The organism is Ferrovum sp. JA12, assembly GCF_001431705.1.
Classification (GTDB): Bacteria; Pseudomonadota; Gammaproteobacteria; order Burkholderiales; family Ferrovaceae; genus PN-J185.
On sequence record NZ_LJWX01000002.1, the window covers coordinates 243,153 to 263,099 of the forward strand.

The following is a 19,947-nucleotide window of genomic DNA, read 5'->3' on the forward strand; positions in this document are numbered from 1 at the left end:
TATGGCGTTAGAGTCAACTAATTTGACAATAAACACCCCTCGAGTGATAGCTTTGCGGGGTGTTTTTTTATTATTGATTCTCATCGTTACTTGGTTTGCCATGACTCGTTTGCCCTTGTTTGACGAGGATGAGGGGGAATATGCGGAGGTTGCCGTTGAAATGGCCAAGAGTCATGACTATATTACTCCCACTCTGAATGGCACACCTTTTTATGAAAAGCCTATATTGGCTTTTTGGTTAGAAGCTCCTTTGGTTGAAGTGTTCGGAACTCAACCTTGGGTCTTTCGATTACCCTCTGAACTAGCCTGCTTAATATGGTTATGGCTGATCATGACTTTTGCGAAAGAGTATCTTAATACGGACACAGGGCGTCTTGCCCAATTGTTTTGTGCTTCTTCCTTAGGTGTGGTTGTGTCGGCTCAGGCGGCGGCCATGGATGGGGTGTTGAGCGCTGTCATTGCGGCGGGATTATTTGATATTTATCGATACTTTAAGACAGCCGGACAGTCATATGTCATTCGCGTATATCTGTGGATGGCCCTGGGCTTTTTGGCCAAGGGACCCATTGCTGTTGCCATTCCTTTAATAGCTAGTGCTGTTTTCTTTGCCATGGAAAAAAAATGGGCTCTATGGTTTAGGGCTATTTTCTATGTGCCCGCTTGGATTGTTTTTTTACTGATTACGCTACCCTGGTATGTGATGCAGTACCATTTAATGGGACAAGCCTTTATTGATTATTTTCTGTTACGTGAAAATCTAGGGCGACTGGTGGGCGGTCTTCAAGGGCATACGGGACATTGGTGGTATTATCTTCCTGTCTTACTCTTTATTGCGCTACCTCATACCGCGCTGTTATTTCATGGTGTCTGGCAGGGATTCGTCAACAGAAAGAAAGATCCGGTATTGCGTTTTTTACTCATCTGGTTTGCGACAGTGTTTGTGGTATTTAGTATTGCGCAAACTAAATTACCCCATTATTTGCTCATTGGTTTAACGCCTCTTTTCTTGCTCATGGGGCTCTATCATGGTTCCTTGAAAGCTCGATGGTGGTGGATAGTACTAGGTATTGAGTGGATAGTAATGGCCATACTCCCCAATAGGTTAGCCATTATGCACAGCGAGGGACACTCTGTTTATGTGAGTGCCCTGTTATCCAGAATCACAGAAGTGATAGCGCAGGGCTATTACTCTCATTTATTGTTGATGGTGATCACTACTCTTTTGCTGGCTGGTTTATTGCGTTATCAACTGAAGGTAACAATGGCAGAGACAACCCGTTTGTCGGTGATGTTCGGCAGTCACCTACTTTTGCTATACTTACTCCTGCCTGCTGTGGCAAACCTTCAAGAGCAGCCCGTTATTGATCTGGCACGTTACGCTAAGAAGTTAAACGAGGGGGTGGTGGCAGATAACCGAATGCCAAGCTTTGCCGTGCTATTAGGACAGCCAACACAAAATCGTCATGCAAAACCTGGTGAACTGGTATTTTTACGCGTGGATCAGTTAATGGACTATCCGCACCATCAGATACTGCAACAAGAAGGCGGATTAGTTTTATTAAGAGTCGATCGATAATATGCATCAGTATGTCTTAAAAAATAATAACACTCTGATATGGATACCCTTTATTGTGGCGGTTGTGCTGTTAGGACTAATTATGTCCGCAGGCCTTAATCGGGAGATATTTCTGATTATCCATCATGCCTTAAGAGATCATAGCCCAGATATCCTCTGGGAAACCTTGACTTTTATTGGGGATGCTGGCGTTACTCCATTAATCATGATCGTTTTTATCAAAAAACGTCCTGATTTGATATGGGCAACTTGTTGGGCTAGTCTAATGGCTTATTTTGTTTCCCATGGACTCAAACCCACCGTTAACGAGTTGCGTCCCCCTGCTGTATTGGAGCATTTGGACGTGCTGGGGCCTATTTTAAAATATAGCTCCTTTCCTTCGGGTCATGCTACAACAATTTTTACTCTGGTGGGGTTGCTGACCTTGGGTGTTCCTACCTCTTTTAGGATCAGTGCACTAATTTGGCTGCTGGGTATTTTAGTGGCACTCTCGCGTATTGCTGTGGGCGTTCATTGGCCTATTGATATATTAGCGGGCTTGTTCATAGGGTGGGGGAGTGCTTTAGTTGGTTTATGGCTAGCCTATTATTCCCTTAAGAATAAAAACAATAGTTACTATTGGGTTCCTCAATTCATGTTTCTAGTATTAATTGTTGTTAATCTTTTTGGGCAACCCTATGGTTTTCAAGAACTGTGGTTGTTACAAAAAGTCATCGCTGTGGGAGCGGGGATATTATGGTTTAGTCAAACTATGGGTTGGTATCGACAAGCTAAACGCCCATAGTGTGATACAAATTTCCTAAAATATTATCAGCGCTCAATAGACATACCCGTTTGTCTCGTTTATCTCGCGGGTAGTGACGCCCAGCAGACTAGCGGCAACTTGTTGACGGATTTTGCCCACTGTGAACAGATAGAGCATCTGGGCCCATGACTCTTTTTTAACTCAATGACGTATTGATTTTCTATATGTTTGTGACTGTTTGAAAGAGGAGAGAGTTGAATCATCAGCGTCGGGAGGAACCGGACATGACTACTTTGTGTTAACAAAATTTCCTATAAGTATTGGCAACTTATCCTTTATTAAGTTATACTAGCAGGCTTATGAGTTTTGGAATTCCTCTGGTTCCAAAAGCACTGTCCCCATCGTCTAGAGGCCTAGGACATCGCCCTTTCACGGCGGTAACCGGGGTTCGAATCCCCGTGGGGACGCCATGCTAATCGTGGCGTTTGGTTGCGTAATAAAAAGATTTCCTCACTTAAAGAGAATGGCATTTGCTAGGACGGAATGTCACTTCACTTTACTGAGACCAAGTATTTTTCTGGTTTATTTATGAAATTCCTCTCTTTCTGGACGCCCATAGATCTCTTGGCTCTTCTTCAATTATAGAGGGAGGTAATCATGAGATGTGGTTCACTACTCTCTTCAACATGCAGACAAAACTACTATTCCTTAATATTATTTGACTGATCTAGCTTGCGGCCATGTCTCGGCAGATAATCGCCAGACATAATAAGTCAAGTTTGGCTGGGTAGATTGAGGCTATGGGAGGTAACACTGATGTGGACGGTGCTAACAATATTGTAGAGCGAGGCCGTTGCGTGAAACGGTAATCTACTAGGGCGGGGACTCCACAGGAGCTTGACCTTGTGTAGCGTGGTAGGCATCTGTGGTCTTTAGGCCGGGGGGAAATGTTAAGAATAAGATATCTCACCTGGATTGTATTGGTGAATTCAATTTATACATTGAGTCTAAAGCGGGATAGATAATGCAAACTTTTGTGTTTAAAGTTAATATCAATCCTATTTGATTACTATTAATTAAACTCTATGACAATCCCCTTGGAATTATTTCCCGGCTTTACCGAACATACTTTTTCCTATGACTCGACGAGTGGTCCAGTTAATATTGCTTATTTGATGGGTGGAGAAGGACCTCCTTTGCTTCTTTTGCATGGTTTTCCGCAAAGCAGAGTGATTTGGCATCAGATTGCCCCCCACTTATTAGCTCATTTTAAAGTTATCATTCCAGACCTGAGAGGGTACGGTGACTCATCCCCTGTGATCAGTGATGACACTCATTTTGCTTATTCCAAGAGGGCCATGGCGCAAGACCAAGTGGCTCTGATGCAATTCTTGGGGTATTCCTCTTTTGCGGTATGTGGACATGATCGCGGTGGCCGGGTAGCCCATCGATTAGCCCTTGATCACCCAACATTAGTTGAGCGTTTTATGGTGCTCGATATTTCCCCCACTTACACCATGTACCAAGAGACCAATCAACGTTTTGCAACGGGCTACTGGCACTGGTTTTTTTTAATCCAACCCTTTCCTGTACCAGAGAGGCTAATTGGAGCGGACCCTGAGTTTTGGTTACATCAGCATATGGATCGTGCCGGGGGAATGAAGATATTTGACCCGCGTTGTTGGCAAGAGTATGTCAATGCCATACAGCAACCAGCAATAGTTCATGCCATGTGCGAGGATTATCGTGCTGCCGCAACCATTGATCTTGAGCATGATCAAGCGGATATAGATCGGTATAATAAGACAATTCAACCCCTGCGTGTGTTATGGGGGAGTCGCGGAATTATTGCCACCTGTTTTAATCCTATAGAGGATTGGCAAGCTTTTTCTGAGGCGAAGGTGAGTGGTAGAGCGCTGGATTGCGGTCACTATATCCCTGAGGAGAAACCCACTGAAATGATTGAAGAAATCATGGCTTTTTTTAAAAATGATAGTATTTTGAGCTAAATTAACGAATCAATCATTTTTTTAAATGTGTCATGATGACGATGGATACTTCTATTTTATTTTTCGCCGGTGGCGTTCTATTGGGTCTTGTGTTGTTTTTTGTATTAGTGGCCCTTGGCGTGATTGATCGCTGGTTAAAGTTAAAGCGGTAATTGAGAGGAGATGGAACGTGAAAGAGTGGGCCATGTATATTGGTTTTTTTATTTTAGCCTTGAATCTTGCCATGTTGGCAATATTCATGTCGCCAGAGTCATGGGTATTAAGAACGATTGTGGGCGGGCTCTCTGCTGCCTGCTGGTTTTTGGTGTTTAAATTTAAACCTCGTTAAGGTTAACCATTAACTCTACTCGAAGATAAAATAGCAGGTTTTGTGAGATAATAAGGTTTCTAATTATTTATTTTAGTTGAGTCGTAACATGAATTTGTTAACCAACAATATGAAAAACCCGCTATCGTTGTTTTTGATTATGTTTTCCTTTGGCGCCGTTAACGCTGATGCAGAAAATCTAATTGATGCTTACCAAGCAGCCGTAAACTCAAATCCTCAGCTCTCTTTAGCTAAACATCAATTAGAAGCCAATCAAGAATTAAAGCCCTTGACCCAATCAGCTTATCTTCCTCATGTTAATGCAGGAGCCGACGCAGGACGTAACCGTTCCTATATCAGTCCTTTAATTCCAGGATCTCTTCCTACACAGGGAGTCTTTCCTACGGACGCCTACAGTGTGACGTTAACGCAAGCGATTTTTAATGGACAAGCGCTAGCTGCCATGGAACAGGCTGATAATATTATTAAGGCCAGTGAACAAAATTATTTAAGTGCTCAGCAAGTATTGGTGCGTCAAATTACCCGTGCCTATTTTGCTATCCTGCAAGCCCAGTCACAAGTGTTAGTGGCCAATGAAGGTGAGCTGTTATTGCGTAATATTAAAGAACAAGCAGAAGAGAATTTACGCGTAGGGACTGGTGATATTATCTCTGTCAATGAAGCAAAAGCACGTTGGCAAAGCGCTATATCAGATCAAATTAATGCCCGTAATGCGTTGTCTATTGCGTACAGTCAATTACAAAAATTAACCCATCAGGATAACATTCAGGAAGTCTCTGATTTAAATCATTTTACGGCCTTAGATCCTAGTCCTGATGATATGCAGGCATGGGTAAACCAAGCCCTAACCAATCAACCTCTCATTCACCAAGCTGAGCAGCAGGTCAAGGTGGCGCAAGCGCAGGTAGAAATTAACCGCCGTGCACGTTGGCCGGTAGTGAGTTTAAATGGTATTGGAACGCACATACGTGGTCAGACCTTTCCTGAATTAACCACCAACCAAGCCAGTGCAATTCTGACATTGACGATTCCCCTCATCGATGGCGGACAAATATCAGCTCAGGTGGGACAGGCCCATAGCTTAGAGCGAGTACAGCAAGATCAACTGAATGATGTGAAAGATCAAGTAATATTCAATACCCGTCAGGCGTTTCTAGATTTAAAAAATAGTGTGGCCAGTTATGAGGCGGCCAAAGCCACTTTAACTTCAGCCAAACTCTCCTTAGAGGGAACCCGGGCGGGTTTTGGAATAGGAACACGTTCCATGATTGATTTGCTGACCACGGCCACCGACTATATTCAAGCTGAGAGTCATTATTATGATACTCGTTATCAGCATATAATCTCTCGAGTTGAACTTAAGTTTGCGGTAGGTATTCTAAACGAGCAGGATATCAATGCAATTAATCAGTTACTTACTGACAAACATTCATAAATCACTATATCCTATATTGAATATTTCATGAGGAGAACAATAATGAAACGATTATTTAGTCAGGGACTGTTCGCCGCATTAGCCCTTTGCGCATTTTCTACATCCTACGCGGCTTCGTCCCCTGAAGTGGAAGCCTTGGTTAAGGAAGGCCATCGATTATTTACTACAGAAAAGTTTAATGGCAATGGACGGGTATGTGAAACCTGTCACGTAGCTGGAGGAAAAACCGCAGGGCATTTACCCAACGGTAAACCAATGCCAAGCTTGATGAATGCTGCGGCAGTGTTTCCTCGCGTCAGACACGGGCAAGTCACCAGTCTTGAGGATCAAGTTCGTAAATGTGTGGGAGGCGCCATTGAGGGAACCCCTCCTGAATACGGCAGTAAAGAGTTGGGTGCACTCAGTGTGTATATTACCTCTTTGTCAGAGGGTAAAGCCATTGAGTTGGGCGGTACCCCTCAGTGATTTTGAAGTGGGGCCTTGTGTAGTCGTGTAATGGGTCCCGCCTTGAGCAATTGACTGGGCAGCGTTCTGCCCATCAATTGACTCAAATGCTGAGCGCTATTCAGTAACATGTTTAAATTCATTCCCGTATCAAAGCCCATTAAATCTAACATATGAACTAACTCTTCGGTGGTGATATTGCCGGTAGCCCCTGGTGCATAGGGACAGCCTCCGAGGCCTCCTAGGGAGGCGTCAAAGGAGCGAACTCCTGCTTGAATGCCTGAGAGCACATTGGCGAGCCCCATGCCTCGTGTATTATGAAAATGGAGAGTTAACACACCGGTAAAAATATCCTGTACCCGGTGGCTGAGGGAACTCACCAAACTAGGATAGGCCATTCCCGTGGTATCACATAGGCTGATCCCCCACACCTCGCGTTGGGTAAAATATTTGACCCAATTTACCACCAGCTCTTCGGCAATGCTCCCTTCCATGGGACAACCAAAACTTGTGGATAAAGAGACATTCACACGCTTTCCCTGTTGGTGAGCCAGTTCGATGACTTCACTTAATACCTCAGCGGATTCAGTGCAACTCATGCGTAAGTTAGCACGGTTATGACTCTCACTCACGCTCATGACCAGATTGAACAGATCAACCTGGCAGTCTAAAGCCCGCTGCGCCCCTTTTAGATTGGGGATCAGGGCGCTGTAGATCACCTCTGGGTGACGGGTTATTGCGCTCATTACTTGCTGGGCGTCACTTAACATAGGTATGGCTTTGGGACTGGTGAAGGAGGTTACTTCAATAACACGATATCCGCACTCTGAGAGTTCATTAATCAAGGAAACTTTATCCGCTGTGGCAATAAAGCTTTTTTCAGATTGAAAGCCGTCGCGGGTGACTACTTCGTTAATAGCAATGGTTTCCTTCATTGAATAATACCCTGGGATCGTAATTGATTGATGTCTTCAATGCTAAGCCCCATCTCCTCCAGTACCTTTTGTGTATGTTCACCAAGTGTTGGAGCGCGCTGGCGAATAACTCCTGGAGTTTTTGAGAGTTTAGGGATGACACCTGGAATATCGAGCCGTAAACCTTGGGCGGTGGTGATGCTTTGAATCATTTCTCTTGCCCGATAGTGTGGGTCTTCGCTGATGTCCTGAATAGTATAAATCTTACCTGCTGGCACAGAGGCCTCCGCCAACAAGGCTAACACAGTTGCGATGGGGCGCCCTTTTGTCCAGTCACAGATGGCTTGGTCAATGCGCTCAGCTTGGAGACTGCGTCCAGTGTTGTTTTTGAGAGACGGATCTTGGGCTAAATCATCTCGTCCTATGGCAGCCATGAGACGCTGATAGATACTATCACCATTGCCGGCAATTAAAACATAACCATCTTGACAGGGGTAAGCGTTACTGGGTGTAATACCAGGCAATGCACTGCCAGCCGGCCCTCGAACAGCGCCAAAAGCACTGTATTCAGGTAGTAAACTCTCGGTACAATTAAACACTGCCTCATATAAGGCCATGTCAATGACCTGTCCCACGCCACCATTTTTGTTACGGGCTAATAAGGCGGCCAATACACCAATGCTGCCATGTAGGGCTGCTAAGGTGTCGCCAATACTGAGCCCCACCCGAACAGGTACTTCTCCAGGCTGCCCTGTGAGGTGACGCAGCCCTCCCATCGCCTCTCCAATGGCGCCAAAGCCGGGTAAATCACGATAAGGCCCCGTTTGTCCATAACCTGAAATGCGGAGCATGATGAGGCCAGGGTTACTCGCCGCCAGAATGTCATAGGCCATGCCCCAGGACTCAAGGGTGCCAGGACGAAAGTTTTCAATGAGGATATCTGCTTCTTTAATTAGGGCACGGGCTAACTCTTGCCCCTGCGGTTGGCGTAAGTCAATGGCAACGCTCTGTTTATTGCGCGATTGTACCTCCCACCATACAGAGGTGCCCTCATGAAGCATTCGCCACTGACGAAGTGGGTCACCGCCTTGAGGGGGTTCGATTTTAATTACTTCAGCGCCAAGATCGCCTAAGGTTTTGGCACTAAAGGGGCCAGCGATGAGTTGTCCCATTTCGACCACTCGAATCCCTGATAAGGGTCCTGTATTTTCTACCATAACTGATGACTTAAGGATGGAATGGTTATTTATTTGAGATAATGCTAACCTAAAAAAGGATGTTAGGAAAAACTTTTAATACATTGATTAAGTATATTGGTTTAAGGGAGAGATAAGTAGATGGGGCAGGGGAATTGGCGTGAGGGGTTAACAAGGAAGCATTGGCAAATATTGCTAGGCAGCTTTTTAGGCTGGGTATTTGATGGTTACGAAGCCTTCGCTTTAATCGTAGTCATTCCATTTTTACTTAAATCATTATTACCTGCAGCACTTCTGCCCGCGGGACCCTTGTATGCTGGATCGGTGATTGGCATTACTCTACTGGGTTGGGGGATAGGTGGACTCGTGGGGGGTATCCTTGCCGATTACGTGGGACGCCGGCAAGTCATGCTCTGGTCGGTTTTTTTATATGCCTTATTCTCAGGGTTGACTGCTTTTGTTCATAACTTTTATCAACTGGATGCGCTACGTTTGTTAACGGGTCTTGCCATGGGCAGTGAATGGGCCACGGGTGTTTCACTGGTAGCAGAAACTTGGCCCAACCGCGCGAGGCCCATTGGTGCGGGATTTTTACAATCAGGTTTTGGTTGGGGAACACTCTTGGCGGCGGCGGTTTGGTATGTTCTATCCATTACTCAACCCTTGGCAGCGGAGAGCTGGCGGTTAATGTTTGTGTTGGGGGCTATTCCTGCTGTATTTGTTCTGTATTTAAGACGTAACCTCGATGAGTCGCAAAAATGGAAAGAGGCTATCTTGGCTAAACGTTGGGGGGCCACCGGAGGCGTTGCTAGTAGCCAAAACAAAAGACCCTTTACGCTTTTTCAGCTGTTTCGTGAAAAGGAAGCTTTACGGAGAACTATCATTACTTTTCTGCTGTCCTTAGCGACCACCACGGGTTGGTGGGCCGTATCCAGTTTATTACCGCGTTATACCGTGTTTTTAGCGAAGACGGCGGGCATGGGTCAACTTGCCCAATGGGGGGCCCTGTCGGGTTTGTTGTATACCCTTGGCGCTGTGGTAGCCTATCTCTTAGCAGGCTTTGTTATCGATGGCATAGGTCGCCGCCGTTTTTTATTTGGTACTTATCTGGGTTGCTTGGTGATTACCTGGGTGAGCTATGGGGTAGTACGTAACCCCTACTATTTACTTTGGCTGACGCCTATAAATGGCTTTTTCACTTTAGGGTGCGCGTATGTGTGGATGGCCATTTATCCCCCTGAGTTGTTTGCCACCAGTGTTAGGGCCACCGCTGCCAGTGTAATTTTTAATGGTGCTCGAATTATTGCTTGGGTATTCCCGGTGATTGCAGGCAGTCTCATACAAAGCTTTGGTAGCCTCTCTATAGCAGCCTTAACGATTAGTACGATTTATCTACTGGGTTTATTTTTACCTTGGTTGTTGCCGGAGACTACCCATCAAGAGTTGCCGGAATAAAAGTGTGTTCACTCAGAGTATAGTGCTCTAAAACAGTAGATCGCGTTTAACGCAATTTACTCGTGGGGGCTTTAGTCGGGGGTAGCACTAACTTTATGGATAGCAAGATCTGCACCCATGTATTCTTGTTCTGGATCAAGTCGAATGCCTACGCTCTTCTTAAGCCAACCAATGGCTAAAATCCAAGCCCCTAGAGCAAGAAAGGGAATGTTCGAGGGAGGATGAGTGCTCTTCAGTCCCTCTTTAGTATAGCGACCATGTCGTGCTCCCAGCAGTAACACAGCGGGGAGGGCAATCCAGCCCCCTAGGGCATGAACCACTACGGAGCCTGCGAAATCATGAAACGGTTGACTAAAGGGGTGGGTTAACCAATCTTGAAGGCCGAATCATTATTCCAGGTAATTCCTTCGAAAAAAGGATAGATAAACCCCACTATCACAAAGGTGGCTATTAACTGTGAACCAAATTTAGCGCACTCAGCGATACCCCCCGAGATAATAGCGGGGACTGCGGCGGCGAAAGTGAGCAAGAAAAAAACTTTTCTAACTGGTAACCGCTTTTAGCGCTTAGTGCTGGGGCTGAGGAGAAAAAATCTACGCTATAGGCTAAGCTGTAGCCGATAAAAAAGTAGGCAATGGTGGAAATACAAAAATCCATGAGAATTTTTACTAAAGCATTATCTTAGTTTTTACGTTTGACGGTACCCAGCTCAAGAAACGCAAAGCCGGCATGCATGACGAAAACTAACATTGCTCCTAACAAGATAAATAGTGCCTCATCACTGTTTTGTAACGTTTCCATCATTTATTCTTTTGAAAATATCATTCCCATAATAATGCATTGGTTTATCTGTATTAATAAAAAATAAAGTTAAATAATAAACAGATACTTACAATATTAAATTAATGTTTTTTATAGAATGGTTACGTGAGGAGCAACGGGGGAATACACTATTTTAGTTCTTTCAAGCATTAAAATGAGGCATTTTTTCAAGGAATACTTCACTGACCAATAAGCCTTCATGTCCCACTTGAAACCAAGAGCGTCTTGCCCAGTATTGAGGTTGTTGTGCGCCAGGGATACGTTGATAAAGGGGGTGACTGACTCGGATGTGTTTAACAGCAATGAGTCCACGTTTCATCTGTTGCTGCTGAAAAAGCCATTGCCCTAAAGGTTGATTGCCCAGTTTGGCTAAGCTTTTAAAGCGTGATAATTCTTTGGTGAGTGGTATCATACTATGCGCAAAAACCAAGGGCTTCTGTCCCTGGCAGAGTAATACTTCGCGAATTCGACAGGGCTGCCTTGGATGCGTTAGCCATGTTTTCTCATCGACCAAGGGGGTTGAGAGTTCATCGCGAATCACCTGAATGACAATAGGGCCAAAACTCAAGCGCAGACGTTGAGTGAGTGAGTCTGGATAGAACAGCCATTGTTTTAACTGTGGCGAGGCCGCTATGGCACGAGGATTGGATTGCCAATGGCGGTCATTGAAAAGATGTCTGTGCATATTCTCATTATCCCACAGACAGTGTTATTCTCTATAAGATTAAGGCAAATTATTAAGGATTAATCATGTCAACTCTTCCTGCAACCATGCGCTTTGTCGGTCAACGTGAGACAGGTGGCCCTGAGGTTCTTCAAATAGAAGAGGGGGCTCTGCCTTCTGCGGGGCCAGGAGAGGTGTTAATTCGGGTGATGGCGGCGGGGGTTAATCGTCCTGATTGTTTTCAGCGCGCAGGGTTTTATCCTCCACCGCCGGGCGCTTCACCGATTATTGGCTTGGAGGTGGCTGGAACCATCGCCGCCGTGGGGAAGGAGGTAACAGATTGGCAAGTGGGGCATTCCTGTTGTGCGCTCGTGACAGGGGGTGGCTATGCTGAGTATTGCGTGGCTCCCCAGGAGACCCTATTGCCTATCCCTGAAGGCATGGGCTTTACTGAGGCGGCAACCTTACCGGAGACCTTTTTTACTGTATGGAGTAATGTTTTTCAAAGAGGACAATTGAGCAATCAGGAAACTTTTTTAGTGCAAGGGGGCAGTAGTGGTATAGGGAGCACGGCTATTCAGCTCGTTAGTGCTCTTGGGCACCGAGTCTTTGCTACGGCTGGCAGTCCGGAAAAATGTGCCTTTTGTGAAACGTTAGGGGCAGAGAGGGCAGTTAATTATCGGCAAGAGGATTTTGTGGCGGTGATTAAATCCTTAACTGATCAACGGGGCGTGGATGTGATTTTAGATATGGTGGTGGGGGACTATTTACCGCGAGAATTAAAGCTCCTTAAGGATGGAGGCCGCCTTGTGATCATTGCTTTTTTAGGGGGCTCTAAAGTTCAGGTGGATTTTGCTGAGGTAATGAGGCGTCGTTTGACGATTACTGGCTCTACTTTAAGGGCAAGGGAATTAGAATTCAAGAAAAGAGTACGCGATGAGTTACTTAATCATGCCTGGCCTCTGTTGTCTCAAGGGAGAATCAATACTCATATCTATCAACAGTTTACCTTGGATAATGCAGCTAAAGCCCATGCCGTGATGGAATCTGGTAGGCACATGGGTAAACTAGTCTTAACCGTGGCGTAGATATTATGTGGACACAATTGCAACAGATTTCTTTTTGGCTCAGTATTCCGCAAATCATCGGTATTGATTTGGTGCTAAGTGGTGATAATGCGGTGGTCATCGCTTTGGCTGCGCGGGCTTTAACTGGCCGTGACAGACGAATGGCGCTATTTATTGGCGGAGTAACGGCAATTATTTTTAGAATGTTCTTAACCGTTATCGCCTCGGGTCTTCTGTCTTTTCCTTATTTGATGAGCATCGGGGGTGCTTTACTCTTTTGGGTGGCACTACGTCTTGTTAAGGGGCGCCATGAGGAGCACGCTGATGGGGATATTCCGGCCACGAATCAACTGTTTCAGGCCATCAGAGCCATTATTATTGCCGATGTAGTGATGAGTTTAGACAATGTGCTCAGTGTTGCAGCCATTGCCCGTGGCAATCCACTTCTTTTGCTATGTGGTTTAATGATATCTATTCCTCTTATTTTGCTTGGCAGTACATTTTTAATGCATCTGATGAAACGCTTTAAATCTCTGATAGTCCTAGCTGGGGCATTGTTAGGATATGTGAGTGTGGATATGGTGTTATCTGATTTTGCTTGGCGCGGCATTATGGCGCAACTGCCTATGGCCAACCATACTTGGTTGGCCCTTCTTGGGGCGCTGCTTGTTTTTATACTCAGTCGACCTGTGTTTAAAAAAAATCATAATACTCCATGAGTGAGCAAAAAGTTGGCATTATCGGAGCAGGGTTAGCGGGTCTTTGCGCTGCATATTATTTACAAAAAGCGGGCGTTTTAGTAACTGTTTTTGAAAAAAATTCTTTTATCGGCGGCAGGTTAGGGTCTATTTCTAATGTAGATGATGAGGAAGATATAGGGGCCCAATACTTTACTCTTCGCTCACCCCTCATGCTCGATCTTTTGCCTCAATGGCAAGAGATGGGGTTAGTGAAAGCCTGGTCACCCCGAATACACGTTATTCATGATAGTCATTCTATCGAGAAAGATCATCGTTCTGTGGAACGTTGGGTAGGGACCCCATCCATGGTGGCCTTGGCCAACTATTTTGCTCCATCAACGGATATCCGCTGTGATCATGAGGTTCAGAGTATTGCGCTCACAAAAAGCGGGGAGTGGCAGCTTAAGGTGCGTCACCATGGAAGTCTTACCGGCTTTTCCGCGCTGTTATTTTCGCTGCCTGCGCCTTTGATAGGCTCCCTCTTGCAAGGGGTTCAGCCCCACTGGCAACAGTCACTTGAAGGGATCAATTTTTTACCCACCCTTGGTGCACGGGTGAGTTTTTCTCGGGAACCAGACCTTGATGCAGCTTTTATTAATCATGGAATGGCCAGGTGGCTTGCTAACAACAGCTCAAAACCAGGGCGCAGGCAAGGCTTAAGGTGGACTCTTCATCTTGATCACCAATGGAGCGCTCAGCACGCTCATCTCTCCACCAGTGAGGCCATAGAGCTCATTCAACGCAATTGGCAGTTAGAGCATTTACCTGGCACCCTTGAATCGGTCAGCCCTTTTTTTTGGCCACAGGCCATTGCGTTAAACCCTCCTCTTGATTTCGCTCCCTGGGATAGTGAGCTTAAGTTAGGAGCTCTGGGTGATTGGCACCTTGGGGGGCGTGTGGAGGGAGCCCTGTTATCGGGTTATGAGTTAAGTCGAGCTGTTATAAAGAGTTGTAGGTAAAGCCATGGATAGCGTGTTGTGGTTTAAAAAGGACTTAAGAATTCATGATCACCAAGCGTTAACGGAAGCGCTCCGTCAATCCCGGGTCATGTGTATTTATATTATGGATCCTGACCAATGGCAGCAGTTTGATCAGTCAGCCCAACACTATGCCTTTACGTTAGCCTGTTTACGGGATTTATATCGACAACTGCGAGAGGTGGGTGCTTTATTACATATTTTATCGGGTAGTACTGTGGAGGTTCTTGCGCGAATACAACGTATCCATCCCTTCGCGCAACTCTACTCCCACGAGGAAACGGGTAACTTCTGGAGTTATCAACGGGATAAGCAAGTAGCTAAATGGTGTCGAGAGCAAGGTGTTCAGTGGTTTCAATATCCTCAATTTGGCGTCAAACGTCGATTAGACTCAAGGGATCACTGGCAGAGACTCTGGCAACAACACATGAGTCAACCCGTTTACAATCTACCCGCCATAGGGCAACGGCTATGGTGGAGTGAGTCAGTCTTGCAAAAATTTGTTATTCCTGAGATGGATGAGCTGGGCTTAAAGCCTATGAGTATGGACAAGCGTCCTCAAGGGGGTCGGCAAGCGGCTTTATTGGTTTGGCAGCGCTTCATGGATAGTGGTGTGAATCGGTATCGTGGTGGTATTTCCTCTCCCCTGTCAGCCCCTACTGCTTGTTCACGGATGTCCGTGTATTTGACATATGGTTGTGTCAGTATGCGTGAGTTGGTGCAGTGGACCCATGGTGAACTGGATCAATTAATGAGTACAAATAGAGACCCTAAACGCCTCGGTTTACAGGCTTTTTTAAGTCGTTTGTATTGGCATTGTCATTTCATACAAAAGCTTGAAAGTGAGCCTGAAATAGAGTGGCGTAATATGCACCGCGGTTATGATGGCCTGCGCGAAAATGAGTTTAATCAGCATTTCTTTGAGTTGTGGCAGAGTGGTCAAACCGGTTGGCCCCTGGTGGATGCCTCCATGGCGATGTTAAAGCATGAAGGTTGGCTAAATTTTAGAATGCGGGCCCTATTGGTGTCCGTAGCCTCCTATCCGCTATGGTTACATTGGCGTCAGACGGGATTGTATCTGGCTGGACAATTTTTAGATTACGAGCCTGGTATCCATTGGAGTCAAATGCAAATGCAATCAGGGACCACTGGAATTAATATTCCGCGTGTCTATAACCCCATCAAACAAGCTAAAGATCATGACCCCAAAGGCGTGTTTGTCCGTCGTTGGTGCCCTTATTTAAAACGAGTGCCTGATAGCTTTATCTTTGAGCCTTATCTGATGCCTCGCTCCATGCAAGACAAAATTGGTGTATGGGTAGGAAGAGATATTCCTACCCCCTTAGTCAACTATGAAACCAGTGTCCGTCTCGCTAAAGACAAGTTATTTGCTCGCCGCAATACTGATACGGCCGTATCACAAGCACGGGAAGTACTTGAGCGTCATGGCTCTCGCTCAGGAAGCAATCAGCGTAAAAGAGGCTCCTCTGCCGCCCAAGCCAACGCTTCATCTCAATTAGGTTTTGAATTTGATGAAGGGCGTTAAGAAGGAACACTTACCAGTTAAGGTATGCATTGTTTGCCAGAAACCTTTTGCTTGGCGAAAAAAATGGGCCAAGGTGTGGGATGAGGTGAAATACTGCTCTGAGCGTTGTCGCCGCAGTAAAAAATAAAAGTATAGGAGGCTCAATTCATGACGCAAGCGATTTATTGGTTTCGCCGTGATTGTCGCTTAGAGGATAATCTGCTGTTCTTTAAAGCCATTGAGGAGTGCCAATCACTCCTGCCAGTTTATATCGATAACACACAATACCACCACAGCACACAATGGGGATTCGTGCGCCAAGGTGATCATGCTAAAGCCTTTAAAAGACAACTGTTACTGGAGCTCCGTCAACAATTAGAGAGTAGGGGAAGTCTATTGTGGTTGGCGGAAGGGGAACCTACCACGCTATTGATCAGTTGGTGTCGAGCCCTCAACATTTATCATATTTATACAGAAAGTATTGCCGCAGAAGAAGAGGAACAGGAAATTAAGCTGCTCGAGAGCGCTGGCATCAGTGTTCATAGTCTCTGTCAGTCAACCATGTTGGATAGGGAGTTGATTAAGCCTGTGTCAACTTATTTCCCCATGAGTTTTACGCGCTTTAGACAAAAAATTGAGGCTTTAGGGCTGCGCTTTACTGAAGTGTCTGAGGCTAACCTGAAAGACTTAAGGGTGCCCCTAGCGTGGCACAAGAGCGAGTGGGCATCAAGACAGATGTATCACAACTTAGAGTACACCTTAGATAAGAGAACCTCGCTGCCACTTATTGATGGTCAATGGATCACCCATAGGCGGGGGATAGAAGAGTATCTGACTCAGGATTATATTAATAACCAACACATAGCCCACTACAAAGCTACCCGTAACCAATTACAAGGACCCTACTATTCATCAAAGTGGTCCGTTTGGCTCGCTCACGGCATTATCTCGGCACGACAATTAATGAGTATTGTGGAGCATTACGAAAAAACTAAGGGTGCTAATGAGAGTACCTATTGGTTATGGTTTGAGTTGCTGTGGCGCGATTATTTTCGTCATTTGTTTTATCAAAGAACCTGCTGTTTGTTTCGCTACCAAGGTTTGGCTACTCAGGATGAATTGGCGCCGGTATTCAATCCTGAACACTTTGCTGCCTGGTCACAGGGCAACACGGGCATCGATTTGATCGACGCGGCGATGCGTGAACTCAATACCACAGGTTATCTTTCGAACCGCCTCCGTCAGGTGGTGGCAAGTTATTGGATATACCACTATGGTGGCGATTGGCGGGCGGGAGCAGCTTGGTTTGAGTCACAACTCATTGACTATGATGTGTACAGTAATTATGGTAACTGGCTTTATATTGCAGGTAAAGGAACAGACCCTCGAGGAGGGCGAGAGTTTAATGTGGAGAAACAAATCGCTCACTATGATGCTGAGGGACTTTACCGCCGAACTTGGCTGTAATGCGGGGTTTAGAAAGAGGTATTTCCATTTGGCACGAAGGGCGAGGATGTGGTAAGTTACTTTTTTAAAAAATGGCTGAGGTGTCTGTGAAAACAGTGATAGCGATGGTGGTACTGCTGTTGGGGATGTTTTTGTTTATTGGCGTTACCGTTTATCGTTCCATGAGTTTTCCTCATGCTAAGTGTGACGAGGTATTAGCCGGTTCACAAATAGATGTCCCACAGGGGGTGTTAGAAAAGTGTCGCAGTCAATTAATAACGGATCCTCACAAGTGATATTAAGGACGATATGACTCTTACTCAAACCAGAGCAATTCAAGGGGTAACGGTTGGTTTTATTGTTAATCTGTTAGGAGATTTACTGCTAGGCGTCAACGTTGAAGTGTACAAGGGTATTGCTACTTTTAATGTCCTGTGGATGCTCGATGTTTTTTTACTGCCTTTTATAGTGGGTTATGTTACCTCTCTCATCTATAAGAAAAGAGGAGGGCGATATGTGGCGTGCCTACCCCCTTTGCTGCTCAGGCCCTTGAGTTATTGGTATCTGCATTATGTGGCCCATCCTGTGGGCGACTTTTTTTATCAGCTTAACCTGTATTATTGGGGTCCCATGCTCATTCTCGTGGTGGAGTCTGCTAATTTTGGCGGCATTATTGGTGAAGTGAAAGCCGGTGTGTTCAGTAAAAAGCGAGAGAGCGCTTCATAAAACTCTTGCTGTCAGTACAATTCTGCGTTACTTTGGGACGCAAATGAACTCTCTAGTTGAGCCCACCACTATGTTTCTCTCTCGTTTTCTGACTTTTTTGATCCTGTTGAGCTGTGCAGGGTGTGTGATTGCTGAGGAGATTCCTCTGCATGAATTAATGGATGTTCCTCTGGCTGGTCACGCCACCCGTTTGGATTATGCGAGTCTAGATCCTGCTAAGCATCTTCTGTTTATCGCGCACCTTGGGGATAGTAACATCATGGTGTTTGATACAGAAAAAAATAAGGTCATTCAAGTTATTCCTCACATAGAACATGTTCATGGCGTGTTGGTAGTCCCTGAGTTAAACCGAGTCTACGCTTCAGCCACTACCACGAACGAAGTGGTTGTCATTGATGAAACGAGCTTACGGGAGATAGCTCGAATTCCTGGGGGTATTTATCCAGATGGCATGGCCTACGCCTCTCGAGAACATAAATTGTATGTCTCCGACGAACATGGAAAAACTGAAACGGTTATTAATACGGTGAATAATCAGAGAGTCGCTACCATTCCCTTAGGGAGTGAGGTGGGAAATTCGCAATACGATCCTGTCTCCCATCACGTTTTTGTGAATGCACAAACCACTAACGAGCTCCTTGAAATTGATCCCTTACCAGATCGCGTGATCAACAGGTATCCCTTAACCCATGAGTGCATAGGTGCCCATGGTTTATTAATTGACGCTACAGATCGCTTGGCCTTTATTGCCTGTGAAGGGACTCATATTTTAGTGGAGTTTAATCTGTTATCAAGGAGTGTGATGCAGAGCTACATCATTGTGAATCAACCAGATGTGTTGGCCTTTGATGAAGGGCAACGACTACTTTATATCGCCGGAGAGCAGGGCAGTGTGTCCCTATTCAGGGTGGGTCATGGGGTCAATAAAATATGGCAAGGTTTGATCGGTAACAATGCCCATGTGGTGGTTACAGATCCACAGACCGGTCGGGTGTATTTTCCATTAATGAATGTGAACGGATCTCCAGTATTAAGGATTATGCATTAGAGGGATGACTCGCTTTAGTAGGGATCATTTTTTGATAACCACTTTTAGCGGGTTGAATGACTGTTTTAAGCGCACTATTTTTTATTAATTTATCCACGGATCTCTCTAATTCAGGATGTTTTTCCTTCAGAGCCTGAGGGAGTTGCGCCTGACTCAATTCGGGAGTCAGAAAAAAAACCCCTAACAGTAATTGGAGGAGGTAGTGACTGTTTTTTTGCTTACACCCCGCAGTTGGCGATAGCGATAACGGGATCTTCCCTCGGGTCTGTGAGGGTAAAGGAGCATAATAAGAAGATAGGTTGGTGTTAGCATTGGCCATTTTTCACTCCCAAATGAGTTATTGACGTTTTAATATAAGCAAGAGTCGGGCCAAATCTTTAATTACATCATTAACCTAGGTTTTATGGGATTCTTAAGGCGATCTGAGCTTTTTTTAGGTCGTCAATAACAATATTCTTACGGATGGTTGAGGAACATGCACTGACTGAGCGCATCATTGTTGTGCTTTGATTGATTTTGGTGTAGCTAAACAACAGGGCAACGGACTCGTAAATAAAGTATGGACTTGACTCGCTTTAGTAGATAGAAAGTCATAAGTAAAATTGAGATGAGAGAAACCCATGAGTAGTACAAGATACACAGATGAATTTAAAGCGGAAGATAGTAAACAAGTCATAGAGCGTGGGGTAGGTGTCCTTATGGTGGCCAATGGTTTTGTTCTCTAGGATAAAAAGCCTGTAGGCCAGGCTTATGTGTAGTCTGCAGCAAATGATGATGTGCTTGCGCTGAACAACAAAATCCATCCCATGAAGGAAAGGCACTTTGCCAGA

At 45.3% G+C, this 19,947-nt stretch carries 20 protein-coding genes, 1 tRNA gene and 1 pseudogene; 17 read left to right on the forward strand and 5 right to left on the reverse strand.

Going from position 1 to position 19,947, the window contains the following annotated elements; genetic code table 11:
• Window positions 1-22 precede the first annotated feature (22 nt).
• The 7 genes from FERRO_RS06245 to FERRO_RS06270 all read left to right on the forward strand — a co-directional run bounded on the left by FERRO_RS06245 (window position 23) and on the right by FERRO_RS06270 (window position 6,558).
• On the forward strand, window positions 23-1,576 hold the full coding sequence (locus FERRO_RS06245) for an ArnT family glycosyltransferase (protein WP_160318112.1): 1,554 nt from the start codon (window positions 23-25) through the stop codon (window positions 1,574-1,576).
• A 1-nt stretch (window position 1,577) separates the two neighbouring features.
• Window positions 1,578-2,360 carry a phosphatase PAP2 family protein gene (locus FERRO_RS06250; RefSeq protein ID WP_056930039.1) on the forward strand — a complete coding sequence of 261 codons (783 nt, stop codon included), beginning with the start codon at window positions 1,578-1,580 and terminating at the stop codon, window positions 2,358-2,360.
• A gap of 355 nt (window positions 2,361-2,715) precedes the next feature.
• Window positions 2,716-2,791, forward strand: a tRNA-Glu gene (locus tag FERRO_RS06255).
• A gap of 615 nt (window positions 2,792-3,406) precedes the next feature.
• Window positions 3,407-4,330, forward strand: a complete 924-nt coding sequence (locus FERRO_RS06260) for an alpha/beta hydrolase (RefSeq protein WP_056930040.1) — start codon at window positions 3,407-3,409, stop codon at window positions 4,328-4,330.
• Window positions 4,331-4,499: 169 nt separating this feature from the next.
• Window positions 4,500-4,658, forward strand: coding sequence for a hypothetical protein (locus FERRO_RS10185; protein WP_160318113.1), 159 nt, complete (start codon window positions 4,500-4,502; stop codon window positions 4,656-4,658).
• Between the two features lie 88 nt (window positions 4,659-4,746).
• Window positions 4,747-6,093 carry a TolC family outer membrane protein gene (locus tag FERRO_RS06265; RefSeq protein WP_056930041.1) on the forward strand — a complete coding sequence of 449 codons (1,347 nt, stop codon included), beginning with the start codon at window positions 4,747-4,749 and terminating at the stop codon, window positions 6,091-6,093.
• A 42-nt stretch (window positions 6,094-6,135) separates the two neighbouring features.
• Complete coding sequence (locus FERRO_RS06270) at window positions 6,136-6,558, forward strand: c-type cytochrome (protein WP_056930042.1); 423 nt, start codon at window positions 6,136-6,138, stop codon at window positions 6,556-6,558.
• On the opposite strand, the gene FERRO_RS06275 is transcribed toward FERRO_RS06270, so the two are convergent.
• Both FERRO_RS06275 and FERRO_RS06280 read right to left on the reverse strand, forming a co-directional pair.
• Complete coding sequence (locus tag FERRO_RS06275) at window positions 6,552-7,472, reverse strand: hydroxymethylglutaryl-CoA lyase (protein ID WP_056930043.1); 921 nt, start codon at window positions 7,470-7,472, stop codon at window positions 6,552-6,554. The genes FERRO_RS06270 and FERRO_RS06275 overlap by 7 nt on opposite strands.
• Window positions 7,469-8,668, reverse strand: a complete 1,200-nt coding sequence (locus FERRO_RS06280) for a CaiB/BaiF CoA transferase family protein (RefSeq protein WP_056930044.1) — start codon at window positions 8,666-8,668, stop codon at window positions 7,469-7,471. Before FERRO_RS06280 ends, FERRO_RS06275 begins: the two co-directional genes overlap by 4 nt.
• Before the next feature lie 120 nt (window positions 8,669-8,788).
• Here FERRO_RS06280 and FERRO_RS06285 point away from each other — a divergent pair, with 120 nt between their 5' ends.
• Window positions 8,789-10,102 (forward strand): MFS transporter, encoded by a 1,314-nt coding sequence (locus FERRO_RS06285; RefSeq protein ID WP_056930045.1) that lies wholly within the window; start codon window positions 8,789-8,791, stop codon window positions 10,100-10,102.
• 164 nt (window positions 10,103-10,266) lie between these two features.
• Here the strand turns inward: FERRO_RS06285 and FERRO_RS10660 are convergent.
• Both FERRO_RS10660 and FERRO_RS06295 read right to left on the reverse strand, forming a co-directional pair.
• Window positions 10,267-10,903, reverse strand: a pseudogene (locus FERRO_RS10660) (ammonium transporter); the annotation flags it as partial.
• A 163-nt stretch (window positions 10,904-11,066) separates the two neighbouring features.
• Window positions 11,067-11,609: a chorismate--pyruvate lyase family protein gene (locus FERRO_RS06295; RefSeq protein ID WP_056930046.1), complete on the reverse strand. Its 543-nt coding sequence runs from the start codon at window positions 11,607-11,609 to the stop codon at window positions 11,067-11,069.
• Window positions 11,610-11,695: 86 nt separating this feature from the next.
• Here FERRO_RS06295 and FERRO_RS06300 point away from each other — a divergent pair, with 86 nt between their 5' ends.
• The 9 genes from FERRO_RS06300 to FERRO_RS06335 all read left to right on the forward strand — a co-directional run bounded on the left by FERRO_RS06300 (window position 11,696) and on the right by FERRO_RS06335 (window position 19,117).
• Window positions 11,696-12,676: an NAD(P)H-quinone oxidoreductase gene (locus tag FERRO_RS06300; RefSeq protein WP_056930622.1), complete on the forward strand. Its 981-nt coding sequence runs from the start codon at window positions 11,696-11,698 to the stop codon at window positions 12,674-12,676.
• Between the two features lie 5 nt (window positions 12,677-12,681).
• Window positions 12,682-13,374, forward strand: a complete 693-nt coding sequence (locus FERRO_RS06305; protein WP_056930047.1) for a TerC family protein — start codon at window positions 12,682-12,684, stop codon at window positions 13,372-13,374.
• Complete coding sequence (locus FERRO_RS06310; RefSeq protein ID WP_056930048.1) at window positions 13,371-14,354, forward strand: NAD(P)/FAD-dependent oxidoreductase; 984 nt, start codon at window positions 13,371-13,373, stop codon at window positions 14,352-14,354. Before FERRO_RS06305 ends, FERRO_RS06310 begins: the two co-directional genes overlap by 4 nt.
• A 4-nt stretch (window positions 14,355-14,358) precedes the next feature.
• Complete coding sequence (locus tag FERRO_RS06315) at window positions 14,359-15,918, forward strand: FAD-binding domain-containing protein (protein WP_056930049.1); 1,560 nt, start codon at window positions 14,359-14,361, stop codon at window positions 15,916-15,918.
• On the forward strand, window positions 15,905-16,045 hold the full coding sequence (locus FERRO_RS10555) for a DUF2256 domain-containing protein (protein WP_082601225.1): 141 nt from the start codon (window positions 15,905-15,907) through the stop codon (window positions 16,043-16,045). The genes FERRO_RS06315 and FERRO_RS10555 overlap by 14 nt, the downstream gene beginning before the upstream one ends.
• 20 nt (window positions 16,046-16,065) lie before the next feature.
• On the forward strand, window positions 16,066-17,364 hold the full coding sequence (locus FERRO_RS06320) for a DASH family cryptochrome (protein WP_056930050.1): 1,299 nt from the start codon (window positions 16,066-16,068) through the stop codon (window positions 17,362-17,364).
• 86 nt (window positions 17,365-17,450) lie between these two features.
• Window positions 17,451-17,639 (forward strand): hypothetical protein, encoded by a 189-nt coding sequence (locus FERRO_RS06325; protein WP_152975721.1) that lies wholly within the window; start codon window positions 17,451-17,453, stop codon window positions 17,637-17,639.
• 13 nt (window positions 17,640-17,652) lie between these two features.
• Window positions 17,653-18,069, forward strand: coding sequence for a hypothetical protein (locus FERRO_RS06330; RefSeq protein ID WP_056930052.1), 417 nt, complete (start codon window positions 17,653-17,655; stop codon window positions 18,067-18,069).
• Window positions 18,070-18,112: 43 nt separating this feature from the next.
• Window positions 18,113-19,117: a YncE family protein gene (locus FERRO_RS06335; protein ID WP_056930053.1), complete on the forward strand. Its 1,005-nt coding sequence runs from the start codon at window positions 18,113-18,115 to the stop codon at window positions 19,115-19,117.
• Here the strand turns inward: FERRO_RS06335 and FERRO_RS06340 are convergent.
• Complete coding sequence (locus FERRO_RS06340) at window positions 19,107-19,436, reverse strand: hypothetical protein (protein ID WP_056930054.1); 330 nt, start codon at window positions 19,434-19,436, stop codon at window positions 19,107-19,109. The two genes, FERRO_RS06335 and FERRO_RS06340, sit on opposite strands and share 11 nt — an antisense overlap.
• Between the last annotated feature and the right edge of the window lie 511 nt (window positions 19,437-19,947).